Source organism: Simplicispira sp. 125, assembly GCF_003096555.1.
Taxonomy (GTDB): domain Bacteria; phylum Pseudomonadota; class Gammaproteobacteria; order Burkholderiales; family Burkholderiaceae_C; genus Simplicispira.
On the sequence record NZ_QEKM01000001.1, the window covers coordinates 564,710 to 581,739 of the forward strand.

Here is a 17,030-nt window from a genome sequence, read left to right on the forward strand (position 1 = left end):
GTGAGTGCCGACCTGCAGCCACTACCCACGGGCCGACCGGCTACTAACGACAAGGTAGAAGAGCACGCATGACAGGATGAGCAGACCAAAGAAGGCGAGCCCAACCATGGGATTCTCTGAGCCGATGTGCTTGGGCAATTCAACGGCGTCGAGCGAGACGTACAGACTGTGGGCAAGCGTCGGAGCAAACAGAACAGCGGACGCCATTTTGGGCGGGTTTGCGTGACCGAAAAACCAGCATGAGCGCCCAGAACGCGCACGCAGCGGGCAGGAGCGGAATGCCGACAACCAAGATGAGTACGCCGTTCGAAGCATATGCGACGGCAGGCCAGAGACCAGGAGCCGTGCTGTTGTCGCTACGGATTTTTGAACGTGTCTCATGGGCTCGAACACCTGCGCTCATCGGAGAGTCGGGCAACGCGAGGTCCGCTCGAGCGCAGCGCATTGTTGTTATGCCATTTTTAAATCACCCGTGTCGTTGTTGCTTCGCCTTGCCGTGCTACAGCACGGCCTGCGGCTTCGCGCCTAGACACGAATGACTTGGAAAAGGAATGAAGCGACATGACCCATCTCTGCATCAGCGTGCGCGCCGGTAGTGCATGGCGACCGCGCCGTTGCGCAGCGGTTTCGCCGAGACCAGCTCGAGCCGTCGCGTGCTGGGCAGCCCGCTTTGATACAGGGTTGGGCCGTGACCGGCGATTCTGGGGTGGACGAGCAATTTGTACTCGTCGATCAGGTCCAGCCGGTCCAATGCGGTCGCGAGCTTGCTGCTACCGAGGAGTACGCCGTCTGGGGTTGCGTCCTTGAGCTTCTGTACGCCCGTGCGCAGGTCTTCTGTGATGTGGTGGCTGTTGGTCCACGGGAAGTCCTTTCGCGCTCTGGACACCACGTACTTCGGCTTGGCCTCCAGCTTGAGCGCCCACTCGCGCATCGCCGGCGGTGCCTGCGTGTCGCCGCGGGCGACCGCTGGCCAGTAGCTCTCCATCATCTCGTAGGTGACGCGCCCCCACAGCATCGCCCCGCTCTCGTCCATGAGGCGGGTGAAGAAGGCGTGTGTCTCGTCGTCGGCGATTCCTTCCTGGTGGTCGACGCAGCCGTCCAGGGTGACGTTGATACTGAAGGTCAAGTGTCCCATGGTGTTCTCCGTTCGATATACGGGACGAGCCGCTCGCCGTCTGGCTCCAAGTGCACGAGCCCAATTCGCGAGGTACTCTCCCTGTGCCGCCTACGGTTACTGTGTCGTGCAGGCCGTCGGTGGCAATCAGAAAGACATTGCCTGCCTGTACGAATCCCTCCCGGACGTGCATGGCGCCGGTGTGCGACGAATCGTGTCGCATATCACCAGCCTATCCGGGGTGCACATGGCGCGACTGGTTGCAGAGCAACTTACAGTGCCAGACCCTTCAGGTATTCCCGGAACGACTCCCCCACCTGCGGGTGCTGCAGCGCCAGCTCCACCGTGGCTTCCAGGAAGCCTTCCTTGCTCCCGCAGTCGTAGCGCTTGCCCTGGTATTGAAAGGCGTAGACAGCCTCATGCTCCATCAGGCGGGCGATGGCGTCGGTGAGCTGGATCTCGCCACCCGCACCCGTCGGCTGGTTGCGGATTTCATCAAAAATTGCAGGCGTGAGGATGTAGCGGCCGGCCACGCCCATGCGCGACGGTGCGTTCCGCGGCGCGGGTTTTTCCACGATGCGGTCGATGCGGATCAACTGCCCGCCCGCCGGTTCGCCCGCCACGATGCCATAGCGGTTCACTTGGTCTGCGGGCACTTCCTGCACGGCCAGCAGCGACCGGCCTTGCTGCCGGAAGGCCTGCACCATTTGCGCCAACACGGGTTCGCCGTCCTGGGGGCCCATCATCAGGTCGTCGGCCAGCAGTACGGCAAAGGGCTCTTTCCCGACCAATGGTTCGGCGCACAGCACCGCGTGGCCCAGGCCCAGCGAGCGCGGCTGGCGCACAAAGGCGCAGTCCATGTCGTCGGGTTGCACCGAGCGCACCAGTGCCAACAGATCGTGCTTGCCTGACGTTTCCAGCTCGTTTTCCAGCTCGTAGGCGGTGTCGAAATGGTCTTCAATGGCGCGCTTGCTGCGACCCGTGACAAAAATCATGTGCCGGATGCCGGCTGCGTAGGCTTCCTCGACGGCGTACTGGATCAGGGGTTTGTCCACCACGGGCAGCATCTCTTTGGGGGATGCCTTGGTGGCAGGCAGGAAGCGGGTTCCGAGGCCTGCCACGGGGAAAACGGCCTTGCGGACGAAAGATTGGTGCATAGTAGGTGCTCCTGAAAAATGAGCTGCTCGCGCTTTTAGATAAAGGAATTGAAATGGTTTTTGATCTTAAATCTTTATCCAGAGAGCGCTGACAGCTCTCTTTTTGATATCAACCCAGCCGGACCAACTGCTCCTGCAGCCGGGAGAGCAGGGCGCCGAAGTCGGTCAGGCGCTTCTTTTCCTGGTCGAGCACGGCGGCGGGGGCCTTGGCGACGAAAGCCTCGTTGGAGAGCTTGTTGTTGGCTTTGGTCATTTCACCTTCGATGCGCGTGATTTCCTTGGACAGACGGGCCTTCTCGGCGGCCACGTCGATTTCCATGTGCAGGCACAGGCGGGCCTCGCCCACCACGGCCACAGGGGCAGCCTGCGCTGCCGCTTGCCAGGCGGTCTCGTCGTCAAACACCTTGACTTCGCTGAGTTTGGCCAGCGCCTGCAGCACGGGGGCCGCGCCGCGCATGAAGTCCTGGTCGCCCACCACGAACAAGGGCAGGCGGGTGGCGGGCGAGACGTTCATCTCGCCGCGCAGCGTGCGGCAGGCGTCCACCAGCGATTTGAGGCGCACCATGTGCGCTTCGGCCGCCACGTCGATGCGTTCGGGCTGGGCTTCGGGATAGGCGGCCACGCTGACCGAGGGGCCTGCGCGCCCGGCCACGGGGGCCACGGTCTGCCACAGCGCTTCGGTCACGAAGGGGATGATGGGGTGCGCCAGGCGCAGGATGGTCTCGAGCGTGCGGATCAGCGTGCGGCGGGTGGCGCGCTGTTGCGCGGCAGAGCCGGTCTGGATCTGTACCTTGGCGATTTCCAGGTACCAGTCGCAGAACTCGTTCCAGACGAAGTCGTAGAGGGTGTTGGCCACGTTGTCGAGGCGGTAGTCGGCAAAGCCCTTGGCCACCTCGGCCTCGACGCGCTGCAGGCGCGAGACGATCCAGCGGTCGGCCTGGCTGAAGGCCAGAAAATCTGCGTTGCAGACCGCGCTGCCGGGCTCGGCCAGGCCGCAGTCAAACCCTTCGCAGTTCATCAGCACGAAGCGGCTGGCGTTCCAGAGCTTGTTGCAGAAGTTGCGGTAGCCCTCGCAGCGCCTGCTGTCGAAGTTGATGCTGCGGCCTAGCGACGCGAGCGCGGCGAAGGTGAAGCGCAGCGCATCGGCGCCATAGGCCGGTATGCCCTCGGGGAATTCCTTTTGTGTGTTCTTGCGCACGGTGGGCGCGGTTTCGGGCTTGCGCAGGCCGGTGGTGCGCTTGGCGAGCAGGGGTTCGAGCGCAATACCGTCGATCAGATCCACCGGGTCGAGCACGTTGCCCTCGGACTTGCTCATCTTCTTGCCTTGCGCATCGCGCACCAGGCCGTGGATGTAGACATGCTTGAACGGCACGCGGCCCGTGAAGTGCGTGGTCATCATGATCATCCGGGCGACCCAGAAGAAGATGATGTCGTAGCCCGTCACCAGCACGCTGCTGGGCAAATACAGGTTGTAGTCGTCGGTGGGCGCATCGCCTTGTTCAGGCCAGCCCATGGTGCTGAAGGGCACGAGGGCGGACGAGTACCAGGTGTCGAGCACGTCCTCGTCGCGGCGCAGGGTTTTTCCCGGCGCCTGGGCCTGGGCATCGGCTTCGCATTTGGCGACATACACCTTGCCGTCTTCGTCGTACCACGCTGGAATCTGGTGGCCCCACCACAGTTGGCGGCTGATGCACCAGTCCTGGATGTTGTTCATCCACTGGTTGTAGGTGTTGACCCAGTTCTCGGGAACAAAGGTCACCTCGCCGCTGGCCACGGCGTCGATCGCCTTTTGCGCGATGCTCTTGCCCGTAGGGTCCTGGTCGCTGACCTTGCTCATGGCGACAAACCACTGGTCGGTCAGCATGGGTTCGACCACCTGGCCGGTGCGGGTGCAGATGGGCACCATGAGCTTGTGCTTCTTGGTCTCGACCAGCAGGCCCTGGGCTTCGAGGTCGGCCACCACGGCCTTGCGGGCCACGAAGCGGTCCATGCCCTGGTATTTGGCCGGGGCGTTGTCATTCACCGTGGCCTGCAGTGTCAGCACGCAGATCATGGGCAACTTGTGGCGCTGGCCCACGGCGTAGTCGTTCTGGTCGTGCGCGGGCGTGACCTTGACCACGCCGGTGCCGAATTCGCGGTCCACGTAGTCGTCGGCAATCACCGGAATCTGGCGGTCGCACAGCGGCAGGTTGACCATCTGGCCGATGAGGTGCTTGTAGCGCTCATCCTCGGGGTGCACCATCACGGCCACGTCGCCCAGCATGGTCTCGGGGCGCGTGGTGGCCACCACGAGCTGGGTCGAGCCCGAAGCCGTCAGGCTTCCGTCGGGGTCAACCAGCGGGTAGGCGATGTGCCACAGCGAGCCGTCTTTTTCTTCGTTCTCCACTTCCAGGTCGGACACGGCGGACTGCAGCTTGGGGTCCCAGTTCACCAGGCGCTTGCCCCGGTAGATCAGGCCCTGCTGGTACAGGCGCACGAAGGTCTCGGTCACCACCTTGGAGAGCTTTTCGTCCATGGTGAAGTATTCGCGGCTCCAGTCCACGCTGTCGCCCATGCGGCGCATTTGGGTGGTGATGGTGTTGCCGCTCTGTTCCTTCCACTCCCAGACTTTGGCGACGAAGTTCTTGCGCGCCTCGGGCGGGGTGGGGCCCATGTCGTGGCGGCTGATGCCACGCTCCTGCAACTGGCGTTCCACCACGATCTGCGTGGCAATGCCCGCATGGTCGGTGCCGGGCACCCAGGCCGTGTTGAAGCCGCGCATGCGGTGGTAGCGCGTGAGGCTGTCCATGATGGTCTGGTTGAACGCATGGCCCATGTGCAGCGTGCCGGTCACGTTGGGGGGCGGCAATTGGATGCAGAACGCGGGCTCGCCCGCCTGGGGCATGCCGGTGCCCCGGAAACCTGCATTGCCATAGCCGCGGGCTTCCCATTCGGGGCCCCACTGGGCTTCCAGCGCAGCGGGTTCGAAGGATTTGGACAGGGATTGCAGACCGGGTTGCTGGACAGGATCGTTCATGGGTACGCTGGGTCTTCTTGAAATAACAGCGGCACCCCTGGGGATGCCGCTGGGCCACCGGGCGTGGCTGGATAAGAGGTCGGGAACCGACCATTTTATGCGATCACCAGGCTGCACAAGCCCCTGCGCGCCCTGGCCGATGGCTGGCGGGTATGACTGGGGTAAGAGACCGATGGCCTGGCCGTGCGGCAGGAGCGCAGGTGACCCCTGCCGGGAGTGGGCCGACGAGCGCATTGCGTTCGAGGGTTGGTTCAAGGTACCAGGATTTTCTTGACGAAAGAGCGCTGTCCCGTGCGTTCCGCTGCGGAGCCAGCCGAGCATCGGTGCGTGATAAAAAAATGATACAAAATGGCCTCTGAAGCTTTCCTGTCAAGCGTCTGCAGCTATCAATAGATGAGTAAATTGTGGGTGTAAAAAACCCGCCAGCCGCAATGCACGGGTGGCGGGTTGGCGACCTGGGGACAGGTTTATTGTTTGACGGCCTCGACCTGCACCACCAGGCGCACGTTCTTGGCAAAGCCCCAGTCCACGCCGTAGTTCATGCCCCACTGCGTGCGGTCGATGGTGGCCTCGAAGTCGCCGCCGCAGACTTCGCGCTTGAGCATGGGGCTCTGGTAGCAGTTGAACTGGTTGGCCTTGAGCGTCACAGGGCCGGTTTTGCCCAGCAGCGTGAGCTGGCCGCTCACTTCGCTGACCTTGTCGCCGTTGAAGCTGAACTTGTCGGACACAAAGGTGATTTTGGGGTGCTGCGCTGCGTTGAACAGATCGGCGCTTTGCAGGTGCTTGTCGAACGCCGGGGTGCCGGAGTTGATGGACGTGGCGTCAAAGCTGATCTCCACTTTGCCCGCCTTGCCCGCGCGGTCGAATTGCACCGTGCCTTCCTTCTTGTCGAAGCGGCCGCGGTTGACGGAGGCGCCAAAGTGGTTGATCTCGAAGGTGACGAAGGTGTGCGTCGGGTCGATGGTGTAGCTGGCCGATTCAGCCTGGGCCACGCCGGTGACAAGGGCTGCGGCTGCGGCCAGGGCGATGAAGGAAGTGCGCATGGGAGAGCTCCTGTAGAGGGTGGGAAGAACGTGGGAGAAAAATGGGTGGGCGGCAGATGTGTTAGAGCTTGCCCACGCCAGTGAGGGCCAGCTTGAACTTCACCTGAACTTCGTCGGCCACCATCGAGGTGTCGGCCCATTCGCCATCACCAATTTTGAAAACCAGGCGCTTGAGGGGCAGGCTCCCAGTGGCCGTGGTGGTGGCGCCCGATTGGGTCAGCACCACAGGTACCGTCACATCGGCCGAGGTGCCCTTGATGCTGAGCTTGCCTGAGACATCGAACTTGCCGCCACCCAGCGCCTTGATGCTGGAAGACTCGAAAACAGCCTGCGGAAACTGGGCTACGTTGAACCAGACCGGTTTGGGTAGTTCGGCATCGGTTTCACGCGCGCCCATGGTGGCGCTGCCGGTGTCCACCGTAAAGCGGATGCGGCTCGAAGCCAGCTTGGCAGGATCAAAGGCCAGTTGTGCATCGAATTTTTTGAAATGGCCCTGCAGGGGGACGCCCATCTGGCGTGCGCTGAATTCAATGCTGCTTTGAGCGGGTACCAACTGTTGTTGGGCCTGGGCGGGCACGCTGGCCCACAGGAGGGCGCTGGCGAAGGCCAGGTTGGGGATGGAGCGAAGCTTCTTGAGGTTCATTGGGTTGTGGGGGTGTCGGAGGTCAGCGGCGGCCGGGCAGCATGCGCTGCAGCAGGCCGTCGTTATCAATCCAGTGGTGCTTGAGGGCCGCTGCCACGTGCACCAGCACCAGCCCTGCCAGCATAAAGGCCAGCGTGGCGTGGGTGGCTTGGAGGAAATCGGCCAGTGGCTTGCTCACTGGAACAAAATCGGGCAGCGGGACGATGCCCAGAAACACGATCGGAAAACCCGCCGCTGAGCTATAGGCCCAACCTGCCAGCGGTACGGCGATGAACAATGCATACAGCGCCAGATGTGTGCCGTGGTGCGCCCACTTCTGCCAGCCGGGCATGGCTTGCTCCACCGCCGCAGGCAGCGCCGGTGGCCGGTGGGTGAGACGCCACAGAATGCGTACAAGCGACAGGGCCAGCACTGCCACACCCGCCCATTTGTGCCAGTTGTAGAGCTTCAGGCGCTGGGGGGAAAAGGGCAGGTCGCTCATGTAGGTGCCCAGACCAAACAAACCCACCAGCACCAGGCCCAGCAGCCAGTGCAGGGCAATGGCCGTGGCGTTGTAGCGGCCGGTGTCTGGAGCGGAGGGAGAGCGTTGCATGGGGGTCTAGCGAGGGGAGGAAGTTTTGCTGCTGTGCTTGCCCCCAGTGTAGGAAGTCCAGGCCCCGTTCGGTTTCAACACGATTGACGCCATTATTCGAATATTTTGAATCGAATGGCGCTGCCAGTTCAATCTCCCGTGGGGGAGATGCCAAAGGCCCGGACGCTGGGCATCTGGCGCAGGGTGACTGCAATTTTTGACAGGTTTTCTGGCTTGTGGGTGCGTATCACCATGCGGTATTCGTAGAACAGGCCGTCGTCGGTGAGGCGCTGGCTCATATTGGCCACAGTGAAACCATGCTCCGCCAGGAAGGTCTTGAACAGCGGTTCCGGCATGACCTCCTCGCGGGCAAAGCGCACGAAATGGTGGGCATAGAAATGGGCCGGCATGCGGGCTTCGATCCAGCGGAAGATGGACAGGGTGGCCAGCGTCAGCGCGGTGGCCAGAATGGCCGGCATGTAAAAGCCGATACCCATCAAGACGCCAATGGCCGCAGTGATCCAGATGGACGCGGCGGTCGTCAGGCCGCGCACGGACAGCCCTTCCTTGAAGATGACCCCGGCGCCGAGAAAACCGATGCCGGTCATGATGCCCTGGGCCATGCGGGTGGGGTCGGTGCGTATGGTTTCGATTGCAATACCCGCCGGTATCCAGCGCGACTGGTACATGGTGACCATCATCAGCAGGCTCGATGCCAGGCACACCAGGGCATGGGTGCGAAACCCGGCCGGGCGACCATGGAAACTGCGCTCCAGCCCGATGATGGCGCCGGCCGTGAGTGCGCTGACGAGGTGGATGATGATCTGGATGTCGTCGCTGGCCAGAGTGAAATTCATGCTGTTTCTCCGTTGTTCTTTTGAGAGCGGCTCACAAAACTTTTCTGGCGTCGTTGCCGCGTCTGGTCGGGCTACCCGTATTGCCTGCGACACAGCGCCTGGCCAGAACCGCGTTGCTGAGTTGTGTTATCCGCTCTTATTCCAGATACCCATTGCTTAGCACCTGCACTCACACCGGATCTGATACGGCAGGGTGCGAACGCGCCATCCTGGGGCCGTGGTTGGCGATCGCCTTCGCCCAAGCTGGGCCGGTGTGCCAGTGTAGTGATTGCGGGCCTGAGGGGAAAGCAGGCCACCGCACCATCGCTGTTCAGTCGGCCAGGGCGGCCTTCTTCCAGGCCTGTGCTGCAGCTTGGGCGTCGCCGCGTTGCTCGGCGAGTGTGGCCAGCTTGCGCCAGGCATTGCGGCGCAGAACGGCATCGTGCAGTTGCGGGGCCGCCTGGGTCAGCAGTTGCTGCGCCTTGCCCCAAAGCTGGCGTTGCGCGCAGGCCATACCCGCCAGGTATTGCAGTCGGTGATCGCGCGGGTTGGCTTGCTGCGCGGCTTCGATGCGTGCCAGCCAGGCGGCGTCCACATCGTCCAGGCCGGATTCCAGGGCCAGGATGAGTTTGAGTGCATTGTTTTCGGCCAAGGAGCCCGGCAGGTCCACCATGTGCTGCCATACCGGCAGCAGCCACTGGCGGACTTGTTCTGCGCTACCCCCCAGCCGGGCCAATTGCTGGGCGGCGTGGATGGCCAGCTCCGGCATGGCGCGCTCGCTGGCTTCGAACGACAGCCAGGTGGCCTGTAGCTGCGCTGGGTCGTGGGCGCCGTGGATGAGTTCGGTGGCCAGGCCGCGCACAATGCTTTGTGCCGCAGAAGCTGAGAACGCACGGTGTTTGCCCAGCAGGCGGGCGGTGTCCAGTGCGTTCTGTGTCTGGCCTGAGAGGCGTGCCGCCTTGAGCTTGATGCGCAAGGCCAGTGTGCGCCGTGCAGCGCCGTGCGGCAGGTTGGCCAGGCGTTCCAGCGCCGCTTCGGCCTCGCGGTCGTCCAGTGACCAGCGTGCTGCGCGCATGTGCGCGCCTTCGTGCAGTTCCTGCGCCTGCGCGGTGCGGCGTTCGGTGGCATGGCCCAGGGCCTGGTTCAGATGGTGTTCGCGCTGGGTGCGGTCTTGCAGCGCATGCGATGTCTCGGCGGCCACCATGTGTGCCAGGGTACGCAACTGGTGGCCGTGGGGCACTGTGGCGCCGGCGTGCCCCAGGGCTCCTTCCTGTTCCAGCGCGGTCAGCGCCGCCTTGCGTGAACGCAGAAAACGCCCGGCCAGCAGTTGTGCCAGGGCGTCCAGCAGGGCGCCGTGCATGGCGCGTTCTTTTTGCTGCTGGCGCCAGCGCTGCGCCTGGCGGGGCAGCTCCAGCAGCGCAGCGAGGCCGCGCAGAGCGGCATACAGCGTGACAAAGCCCAGGGTGAGTGAGAGCACCACCATGTTCAGGGAAAGATCGACGCGGTACGGTGGCCAGAACAGCGTGACCGTGCCCTGGTTGTTGCCGGCAAACAGTGCCGCCGCGACCGCTACGCCAAACAGGGCCAGGAGCCAGAGAGCTGCGCGCATGGGGTTTTCCTGGCGCGTCTTCAGCGTCCGGCGGCCGCTGTGGCCAGGGCGGACAGGGTTTCATCCAGGCGCGGCATTTCGGCCGTTTTGATGTGCGCCTGGGCCTGCTGCAGCACCGTGGCCGCGCTTTGCGTGCGCCGCGATGCCGGGTCGAAGTATTTGTTCAGCGCTGCACTGGCCCCGGCCAGGTCGTTGCGGGCCGCATCGGTCTGGCGGGCCAGCACGCCCAGGCGGGCATTGAGCAGCTTGAGCTTGAGGTTTTCGCGCAGGAAAAAGGCCTGGTCGGGCGATACCAGAATGGCATCGGGCTGGTCGATGCGGCTTACGCGCACCAGGCCACGCGCTTCGTCACGCACCACTTCCCAACTGCGCTGCAGCACCGCCTGCCACCAGGCCTGGTCTTCGGGCGCTGGACCGGAGGCTTGTGCCGGTGCGGTTGCACGGGCATTCATGCGGCGTGTGGCCGCTGCCTGGGCAACGTCGTTTTGCAGGGGCAGGTCGTCCACCTGGCGCACCAGATCGTCCAGGCGCCCCAGCAGGCCCGCCGTGTCGGCCACACTGGCGCTGGCGATGCGTTCCAGGTCGCGGCTGATGGCGCGCTGCACGGGTGCCAACCGGGGCTGGGCGGCACGCTCGATGCGTTGCTGGGCGCTTTTGAGCGCCGCGATTAAAGGCTCCAGGCTACCAGTGAGCTGGGCCTGTTGCTGTGCCAGGCGCAGGCCTGATTCGATGTCCACCACCAGATTTTCGTCGCGTGAGCGCGACAGGCTCTGCATCAGTTCTTCGAGCTGGCTGCGCTGCAGAGCCACCTCGCTCACACGGGTTTCCTGTACTGTCAGGCGTGCGCTGGCTTCGGCGACTTGTTCCTGGGCCTGGCGTGCGATGGTGCGCGCCTCGATGGCCTGGGCATTGGCGTCCTGGCTCTGGCGAGCCAGGGTTTCCTGGATGGTGCTGAGTTTTTGCCACAACAGGCCGCTGGCCGCCAGGGCGACGACGGCCACGATTCCCACCGCGTAAAGCAGTGCCTTGCTGCCCTGGGCGCTTGGCGTGGTGCCGTGCGCAGGCGCCGCGTGGGCGTGGCGGGTGGGGTCAGGTTGGTGGGCGGCGCTCATGGCATCGATTCTATCGAGGCTGCGACATCGGTCAGCGCCGGACGGCATTCGTGCACGCTGGCAAAGCCCAGGGCGCGTGCTGCTTGCGCAATGCGCGGGTGGGTGGCCAGTGCGTGGGCCCGGTCCCAGGCCTGGCCGGGCAGAGCTGCGCGCAGGTTGTCCAGGGCCTGGGAGCTGCTCAGCAGCCACAGGGCACCGTCGCTGGCTGCCGTGCGGGCCTGTGTGCGCTGCGCCTCGGTCCAGTCGGGAGCGCCACGGGTATAGGCAACCACAAAATCTACGCGCCCCCCTGCGGCGGTGATCTGCTGCGCCAGCCAGTCGCGCCCCGTGCCTTGTTGGTGGGCACCCGCTTCGGTGCCGCGCACGATGAGAACAGCGTCGCCCGGGCCGATCTGCCGCTGCACCTGGGCCCATAGCGACTCGGAGTCGAACTGCGCAGCGTCGGCAGCGGGCTGATCGATGCAGGCGGCATCCACTCCCAGCATTTGCAGCGCGTGGGCTGTTCCTGGGCCGGGTGACCAGACTCTTGTTTTGATAGCTGCTTGCGCTTGTCCAGTAAGCGTTAGAGCCGTATTTTGATCAAAAAAATGCTGTGCGGCGTTGCTGCTGACGACCATCACGGCGCGGTAGTTCGTGATGTGGTCGCGGGCGGCCTGTAGCGCATCTGCGTCGGTCGGTGGGGAGATGGCAATCAGGGGCAGGGCCTGCGCAGCAATGCCGCGCGCCTGCAGTGCGGCCACCCACTGCAGGGCCTCGCGCTCGGGCCGGGTGACGATCACGCGGGGCATGGTATCAGCCTGTGGCGCCGCCTGCCCGCAGCTCGGTTGCTACGCCTTCGCCCAGGGTGTTGGCCTGCTCCAGCGTGGTGACGGGGCCCTGGGCACTGGCGCGCACCAAGGCCATGCGGCCCTCGGGGTCGCCCCAGGCGGCATCGATGTGGAGTTGACCACCTTCGAAACGCGCGTGCGCAGCCAGCGGCATTGAGCAACTGCCGCCCATGCAGCGGCTGACGGCGCGCTCGGCGGTCACGGTGAGCCAGGTGGGCATGTGCGCCAGTGGGGCCAGTGCGGCCACCAGATCCTGGCGGTCGCTGCGCACCTCAATGCCTAAAGCGCCTTGCCCGGCGGCGGGCAGCATCTCGGTGCGGTCGAATTCGGTGCGAACGCGTTCCTGCAGGCCCAGGCGTTTGAGGCCGGCCGCCGCCAGCACGATGGCGTCGTACTGGCCTTCATCGAGTTTGCGCAGGCGCGTGTCGAGATTGCCCCGCAACGGCTCGATCTTCAGGTCGGGGCGCAGCGCCTGCAGCAGCACCTGGCGGCGCAGGCTGGAGGTGCCGACGACAGCGCCGTGGGGCAGGTCCTGCAGGCGGGCGTAGCGGGGCGAGACAAAAGCGTCGCGCGGGTCTTCGCGCTCCATCACGCAGGCGAGAAGCATGCCCTCGGGCAGCACCATGGGCACATCCTTGAGCGAGTGCACGGCGATGTCGGCTCGGCCGTCTTCCAGAGCGGTTTCAAGTTCTTTGACAAACAAGCCTTTGCCGCCGACTTTGCTCAAAGAACGGTCCAGAATCTGGTCGCCCAGCGTGGTCATGCCCAGCAGCGATACGTGGTGGCCGCGCGCGCGCAACAGGGCCTGCACATGTTCAGCCTGCCACAGGGCCAGGCGGCTCTCGCGGGTGGCGATCACGATGGGTGGGAGAGGGGGGCTTTGGGGCGTCATGCTTTTGCAGGGAAAGGTCCAGCGCGGGATGCTAGCATGCTGCGCTGCAGCAGCCTTGCCGGTGCGGGGGTGCGACCAGGAGACAACGCCGTGAATACCAAAAAGACCGACAAAGACCGCCCCTTGATCCAAGATATTCGCCTGCTGGGCCGCATCCTGGGCGATGTGATCCGCGAACAGGAGGGCGTGGCCGCGTTCGAGCTGATCGAGCAGGTGCGCCAGCTTTCCGTGGCTTTCCGGCGCGATGCCGACCACGAGGCCGACAAGGCACTGAAAAAGCTGCTCAAGGGCCTATCGGCCGACCAGACGGTGAGCGTGATCCGGGCGTTTACCTATTTCAGCCACCTGGCCAACCTGGCCGAAGACCGCCACCACATTCGCCGCCGCACCATCCGCGAGCGCGCTGGCGACACGCAGGAGGGCAGCATCGAGGTGGCGTTGGCCCGTTTGCGCTGGGCCGGTATTTCATCGCAGCAGGTGGCGCAGACCCTGGCCAGCAGCTACGTGGCACCGGTGCTCACGGCCCACCCCACCGAAGTGCAGCGCAAGAGCATTCTGGATGCCGAACGCGACATCGCCCAACTGCTCACCGTGCGCGACGACATCGCCGAGCGCGCCCAGATCTATAACGCCGCCCGCGATGCGCTGACCCCGCGCGCCCTGGCCGCCAACGAAGCCCAGTTGCGCGCCCGCGTGGCGCAGCTGTGGCAGACACGCCTGCTGCGCTACAGCAAGCTCACCGTGGCCGACGAGATCGAGAACGCACTTTCTTATTACGAGGCCACCTTTCTGCGCGAGATTCCCAAGATCTACGCAGAGCTCGAGCGTGAGCTGGGCGACCAGTCCGTGCACAGTTTTTTGCGCATGGGCCAGTGGATCGGCGGCGACCGCGACGGCAACCCCAATGTCAGCGCCGACACACTGGCGCAGGCGCTGCGCCGCCAGAGCGAGGTGGCGTTGCGCCACTATCTGACAGAGGTGCACCTGCTGGGCGGCGAGTTGTCGCTGTCGGCGCGCTTGGTCGACGTTTCTCCCGCGATGCAGGCCCTGGCGAACAGCTCGCCCGATACCAGCGAGCACCGCCAGGACGAGCCCTACCGCCGGGCGCTGACCGGCATTTATGCACGCCTGGCGGCTACCTTGGAGACACTCAGTGGAGGCGCCGCCGCACGCCATGCCGTGGCGCCGCAAAACCCCTACCCGGACGCTGCCGGTTTCCTCGCTGAGCTGCGCACCATTGAGGCGTCGCTGCAGGCCCACCACGGCACGCCGCTGGCGGCGCAGCGCCTGCATCCGCTGATCCGCGCTGTCGAGGTTTTCGGTTTTCACCTTGCCACGGTGGACTTGCGCCAAAGCTCCGACCAGCACGAGCGCGTTGTGGCTGAACTGCTGGCCGTGGCGCGCATCGAGCCTGATTACAGCGCGCTGTCCGAGGAGCAACGCCGCGCCGTGCTGCTGCGCCTGCTGCAGGACGCCCGCCCCTTGCGCGTGATGGGCACGCAATACTCCGAACACACGCGGGGCGAGCTGGCCATTTTTGAGACGGCTTTGCGCATGCGCCAGCGCTATGGGGCCGAGGCGATCCGCCACTACATCATCAGCCACACCGAAACGGTGAGCGACTTGCTGGAAGTGCTGCTGTTGCAAAAAGAAGTGGGCCTGATGCGCGGCACCCTCGATGGTGAAGCCAGCGCCGACCTGATTGTGGTGCCCCTGTTTGAAACCATCGAAGACCTGCGCAACGCCGCGCCCATCATGCGTGCGTTCTACCAGTTGCCCGGCGTGACGGCCCTGGTGCAGCGCTCGGGCGCCGAGCAGGACATCATGCTGGGCTACTCCGACAGTAACAAGGATGGCGGTATCTTCACCAGCAATTGGGAGCTGTACCGCGCCGAAATTGCGCTGGTGGAGTTGTTTGACGAGCTGCCCCACATCCGCCTGCGCATGTTCCACGGCCGTGGCGGCACGGTGGGGCGCGGCGGCGGCCCCAGCTACCAGGCCATCCTGGCGCAGCCGCCAGGCACGGTGCGCGGCCAGATCCGTTTGACCGAGCAGGGCGAGGTGATTGCGTCCAAGTACGCCAACCCCGAAATTGGCCGGCGCAACCTCGAAACCCTGGTGGCCGCCACGCTGGAGGCCACGCTTTTGCAGCCCACCAAGTCAGCCACGCCCGCTTTTCTGCAGGCAGCGGCGCAACTGTCGCAGACCAGCATGGCCGCCTACCGTGCGCTGGTGTACGAAACCCCGGGCTTTACCGACTACTTTTTCAACGCGACCCCGATCCGCGAAATCGCCGAGTTGAACATCGGCTCGCGCCCCGCCTCGCGCAAGCCCAGCCAGAAGATCGAGGACTTGCGCGCCATTCCGTGGGGTTTCAGTTGGGGGCAGTGCCGCCTGACCCTGCCCGGTTGGTACGGTTTTGGCTCGGCTGTAGAGAGTTTTCTGAACGCCGATGGACACGACGCCAAGGCACAGCTGGCGCTGCTGCGCAAGATGTACCGACAGTGGCCGTTTTTCAGCACCCTGCTGTCCAACATGGACATGGTGCTGGCCAAAAGCGACCTGGCCCTGGCCTCACGCTACAGCGAGCTGGTGCAGGATGCGCGCCTGCGCAAGAAGGTGTTCGGCGCCATCGAGCAAGAGTGGCACCGCACGGCCGACGTGCTGACGCGCATCACCGGCGACAAGCAGCGCCTGGCGCACAACACCGCCCTGGCGCGTTCGATTCGCCACCGCTTTCCCTATATCGACCCGTTGCACCACCTGCAGGTCGAACTGGTGCGCCGCTGGCGCGCGGGGCAGGGGGATGAGCGGGTGCAGACGGGTATCCACATTTCCATCAACGGGATTGCGGCGGGGTTGCGCAATACGGGGTGATGGGGCGGGTGGCACGCAAGGCGCCACCCGAGGCCGTCAGCAGGTGGGAAGGGGGTTGCCCTTGTTGGTGGCGTCCACGGTGCCCAGGAAGGATTTCCAGTAAGCGGTGGCCGGCAGCGTAGACCAGGGGGCGCCAACGGCCTGGTCGGTGACGAAGATCCAGCCCGTATTCATGCGTGGCAAATGGGCCCGGGCCACGGCTGCTTTCATGTCCGAGCAGGTACTGGCCGAATGCACCTGCATGGCCTGCGCGACGTTCTGCTTGTCGTAGACCCACGAGGCGCTGGCGGTCTGCGGATCCGTGGTCTGGTAGTTGGTGGCCGAGCCGCTGTGGGTCACCAGTACGTTGACGAGGGCCGCGTACTCTTTGGCGGGGTAGGTGGCAGGGTTGCCGACCACGAGGGGCGGTGTGGTTCCCAGGCCCGTTTTTTCTGCGATGCGGGCGGTGAGGGGTTGGTAGAACGACGCGATGAGGTTGCGGTCAACGGCCATGCCGTCCAGGTAGAAACCGTCGATCTTGGTGCCGTAGCCCGCACTGTACTGGTCGATGGTGGTCTGGACGTCGGTCAAAGAGATCGTGCCGGTGGTGCCGCCCCCGGTGGCGATATAGCCCAGCACCTTGGTGCGGGGGTGTGCGGTTTTGAGCGCGCCGATGGCGGTGACGAGCGCGCTGTCCGGTGTGTAGGTGCCAGTGGGGATGATGCCGCTGACAGCGTTGTCGGGCTTCACGATGACGTTGATCTGAACGTCTGGATAGCTTTGGGCTGCGGTGGTGAGCGCGGTCCAAACGGCGGCGTTGGTGCTGGCGCTGAAATAAGCGGGCACCAGCACTTGCAGCTTGTCCGGGGCGGGGCGCACGTAGGCAGCAAAATTTTCAAGGACCGTATTGGTCGCCGTGGCCTTGGCCGTGATGGACATGGCGCCCGTCGTGGCGGCCAGAGGCACACTCAGCGTGGTCGAGGCAATCCCACCCCTCGGCAGGACTGATACGGGGCTGGTTGTGCCCTGGGTGGCCGAGAAAACGACCGTAACGTCGTCTGCATTGCCGCCATCCTTGGTGGCTTGCACAGACAAAGTGTTCGAGGTGGACCCCTGGTCGAACACGTTGGCATGGATGTCGTTCAGGAAGCGCAGGCTGACCACTCCGGACGGAGGGGGTTGAACAGGCGGATTTTTTTCGGTACCGCCCCCACAGCCCGCCAGCATGGCAGCGAGAAACAGGGGTGCAGCGGCAAGGCGGTAGGGGGAGTGAACGTGATGGTGCATACAGTCTCCATGGAATTTTCAGGTGCCATTGTGCCGGGTTGTTGTTGCAGCGGGGCGGTGCCAAGCC

13 protein-coding genes are annotated in these 17,030 nt (G+C 64.5%); 1 reads left to right on the top strand and 12 read right to left on the bottom strand.

The window, feature by feature from the left end; translation table 11 throughout:
• Window positions 1-577 precede the first annotated feature (577 nt).
• The 11 genes from C8D04_RS02645 to hemC all read right to left on the bottom strand — a co-directional run bounded on the left by C8D04_RS02645 (window position 578) and on the right by hemC (window position 12,820).
• Entirely contained in the window at window positions 578-1,135 is a 558-nt protein-coding gene (locus tag C8D04_RS02645) for a dihydrofolate reductase family protein (protein WP_116003478.1), read from the bottom strand.
• Between the two features lie 251 nt (window positions 1,136-1,386).
• Window positions 1,387-2,271 carry a UTP--glucose-1-phosphate uridylyltransferase GalU gene (gene galU, locus C8D04_RS02650; RefSeq protein ID WP_116003479.1) on the bottom strand — a complete coding sequence of 295 codons (885 nt, stop codon included), beginning with the start codon at window positions 2,269-2,271 and terminating at the stop codon, window positions 1,387-1,389.
• A gap of 109 nt (window positions 2,272-2,380) precedes the next feature.
• Entirely contained in the window at window positions 2,381-5,287 is a 2,907-nt protein-coding gene (locus C8D04_RS02655) for a valine--tRNA ligase (protein ID WP_116003480.1), read from the bottom strand.
• Window positions 5,288-5,754: 467 nt separating this feature from the next.
• A complete protein-coding gene (locus C8D04_RS02660) occupies window positions 5,755-6,330 on the bottom strand; it encodes a YceI family protein (protein ID WP_116003481.1) in 576 nt (191 codons plus the stop codon).
• A 61-nt stretch (window positions 6,331-6,391) separates the two neighbouring features.
• Window positions 6,392-6,973 (bottom strand): YceI family protein, encoded by a 582-nt coding sequence (locus C8D04_RS02665; protein WP_116003482.1) that lies wholly within the window; start codon window positions 6,971-6,973, stop codon window positions 6,392-6,394.
• Between the two features lie 22 nt (window positions 6,974-6,995).
• The gene (locus tag C8D04_RS02670) at window positions 6,996-7,565 is read right to left on the bottom strand and encodes a cytochrome b (RefSeq protein ID WP_116003483.1); all 570 of its coding nucleotides are present in this window, start codon (window positions 7,563-7,565) and stop codon (window positions 6,996-6,998) included.
• 128 nt (window positions 7,566-7,693) lie between these two features.
• The gene (locus tag C8D04_RS02675) at window positions 7,694-8,401 is read right to left on the bottom strand and encodes an MgtC/SapB family protein (RefSeq protein WP_116003484.1); all 708 of its coding nucleotides are present in this window, start codon (window positions 8,399-8,401) and stop codon (window positions 7,694-7,696) included.
• Window positions 8,402-8,711: 310 nt separating this feature from the next.
• Window positions 8,712-9,989 (bottom strand): heme biosynthesis HemY N-terminal domain-containing protein, encoded by a 1,278-nt coding sequence (locus C8D04_RS02680; RefSeq protein ID WP_116003485.1) that lies wholly within the window; start codon window positions 9,987-9,989, stop codon window positions 8,712-8,714.
• 20 nt (window positions 9,990-10,009) lie between these two features.
• A complete protein-coding gene (locus tag C8D04_RS02685; RefSeq protein ID WP_233521087.1) occupies window positions 10,010-11,101 on the bottom strand; it encodes a uroporphyrinogen-III C-methyltransferase in 1,092 nt (363 codons plus the stop codon).
• Complete coding sequence (locus C8D04_RS02690; protein ID WP_116003487.1) at window positions 11,098-11,889, bottom strand: uroporphyrinogen-III synthase; 792 nt, start codon at window positions 11,887-11,889, stop codon at window positions 11,098-11,100. Before C8D04_RS02690 ends, C8D04_RS02685 begins: the two co-directional genes overlap by 4 nt.
• A gap of 4 nt (window positions 11,890-11,893) precedes the next feature.
• Window positions 11,894-12,820 (bottom strand): hydroxymethylbilane synthase, encoded by a 927-nt coding sequence (hemC, locus tag C8D04_RS02695; protein WP_116003488.1) that lies wholly within the window; start codon window positions 12,818-12,820, stop codon window positions 11,894-11,896.
• A gap of 90 nt (window positions 12,821-12,910) precedes the next feature.
• Between hemC and ppc the strand changes: the two genes are divergently transcribed.
• Window positions 12,911-15,697: a phosphoenolpyruvate carboxylase gene (gene ppc, locus C8D04_RS02700; protein ID WP_233521088.1), complete on the top strand. Its 2,787-nt coding sequence runs from the start codon at window positions 12,911-12,913 to the stop codon at window positions 15,695-15,697.
• A 36-nt stretch (window positions 15,698-15,733) separates the two neighbouring features.
• On the opposite strand, the gene C8D04_RS02705 is transcribed toward ppc, so the two are convergent.
• Complete coding sequence (locus tag C8D04_RS02705; RefSeq protein ID WP_116003490.1) at window positions 15,734-16,963, bottom strand: spherulation-specific family 4 protein; 1,230 nt, start codon at window positions 16,961-16,963, stop codon at window positions 15,734-15,736.
• Window positions 16,964-17,030: the final 67 nt, after the last annotated feature.

Bases quoted from the DNA above. Each gene is read 5' to 3' on its own strand.
- C8D04_RS02645 (WP_116003478.1), bottom strand. From the start codon at position 1,135: ATGGGACACTTGACCTTCAGTATCAACGTCACCCTGGACGGCTGCGTC.
- galU (WP_116003479.1), bottom strand. From the start codon at position 2,271: ATGCACCAATCTTTCGTCCGCAAGGCCGTTTTCCCCGTGGCAGGCCTC.
- C8D04_RS02655 (WP_116003480.1), bottom strand. From the start codon at position 5,287: ATGAACGATCCTGTCCAGCAACCCGGTCTGCAATCCCTGTCCAAATCC.
- C8D04_RS02660 (WP_116003481.1), bottom strand. From the start codon at position 6,330: ATGCGCACTTCCTTCATCGCCCTGGCCGCAGCCGCAGCCCTTGTCACC.
- C8D04_RS02665 (WP_116003482.1), bottom strand. From the start codon at position 6,973: ATGAACCTCAAGAAGCTTCGCTCCATCCCCAACCTGGCCTTCGCCAGC.
- C8D04_RS02670 (WP_116003483.1), bottom strand. From the start codon at position 7,565: ATGCAACGCTCTCCCTCCGCTCCAGACACCGGCCGCTACAACGCCACG.
- C8D04_RS02675 (WP_116003484.1), bottom strand. From the start codon at position 8,401: ATGAATTTCACTCTGGCCAGCGACGACATCCAGATCATCATCCACCTC.
- C8D04_RS02680 (WP_116003485.1), bottom strand. From the start codon at position 9,989: ATGCGCGCAGCTCTCTGGCTCCTGGCCCTGTTTGGCGTAGCGGTCGCG.
- C8D04_RS02685 (WP_233521087.1), bottom strand. From the start codon at position 11,101: ATGAGCGCCGCCCACCAACCTGACCCCACCCGCCACGCCCACGCGGCG.
- C8D04_RS02690 (WP_116003487.1), bottom strand. From the start codon at position 11,889: ATGCCCCGCGTGATCGTCACCCGGCCCGAGCGCGAGGCCCTGCAGTGG.
- hemC (WP_116003488.1), bottom strand. From the start codon at position 12,820: ATGACGCCCCAAAGCCCCCCTCTCCCACCCATCGTGATCGCCACCCGC.
- C8D04_RS02705 (WP_116003490.1), bottom strand. From the start codon at position 16,963: ATGCACCATCACGTTCACTCCCCCTACCGCCTTGCCGCTGCACCCCTG.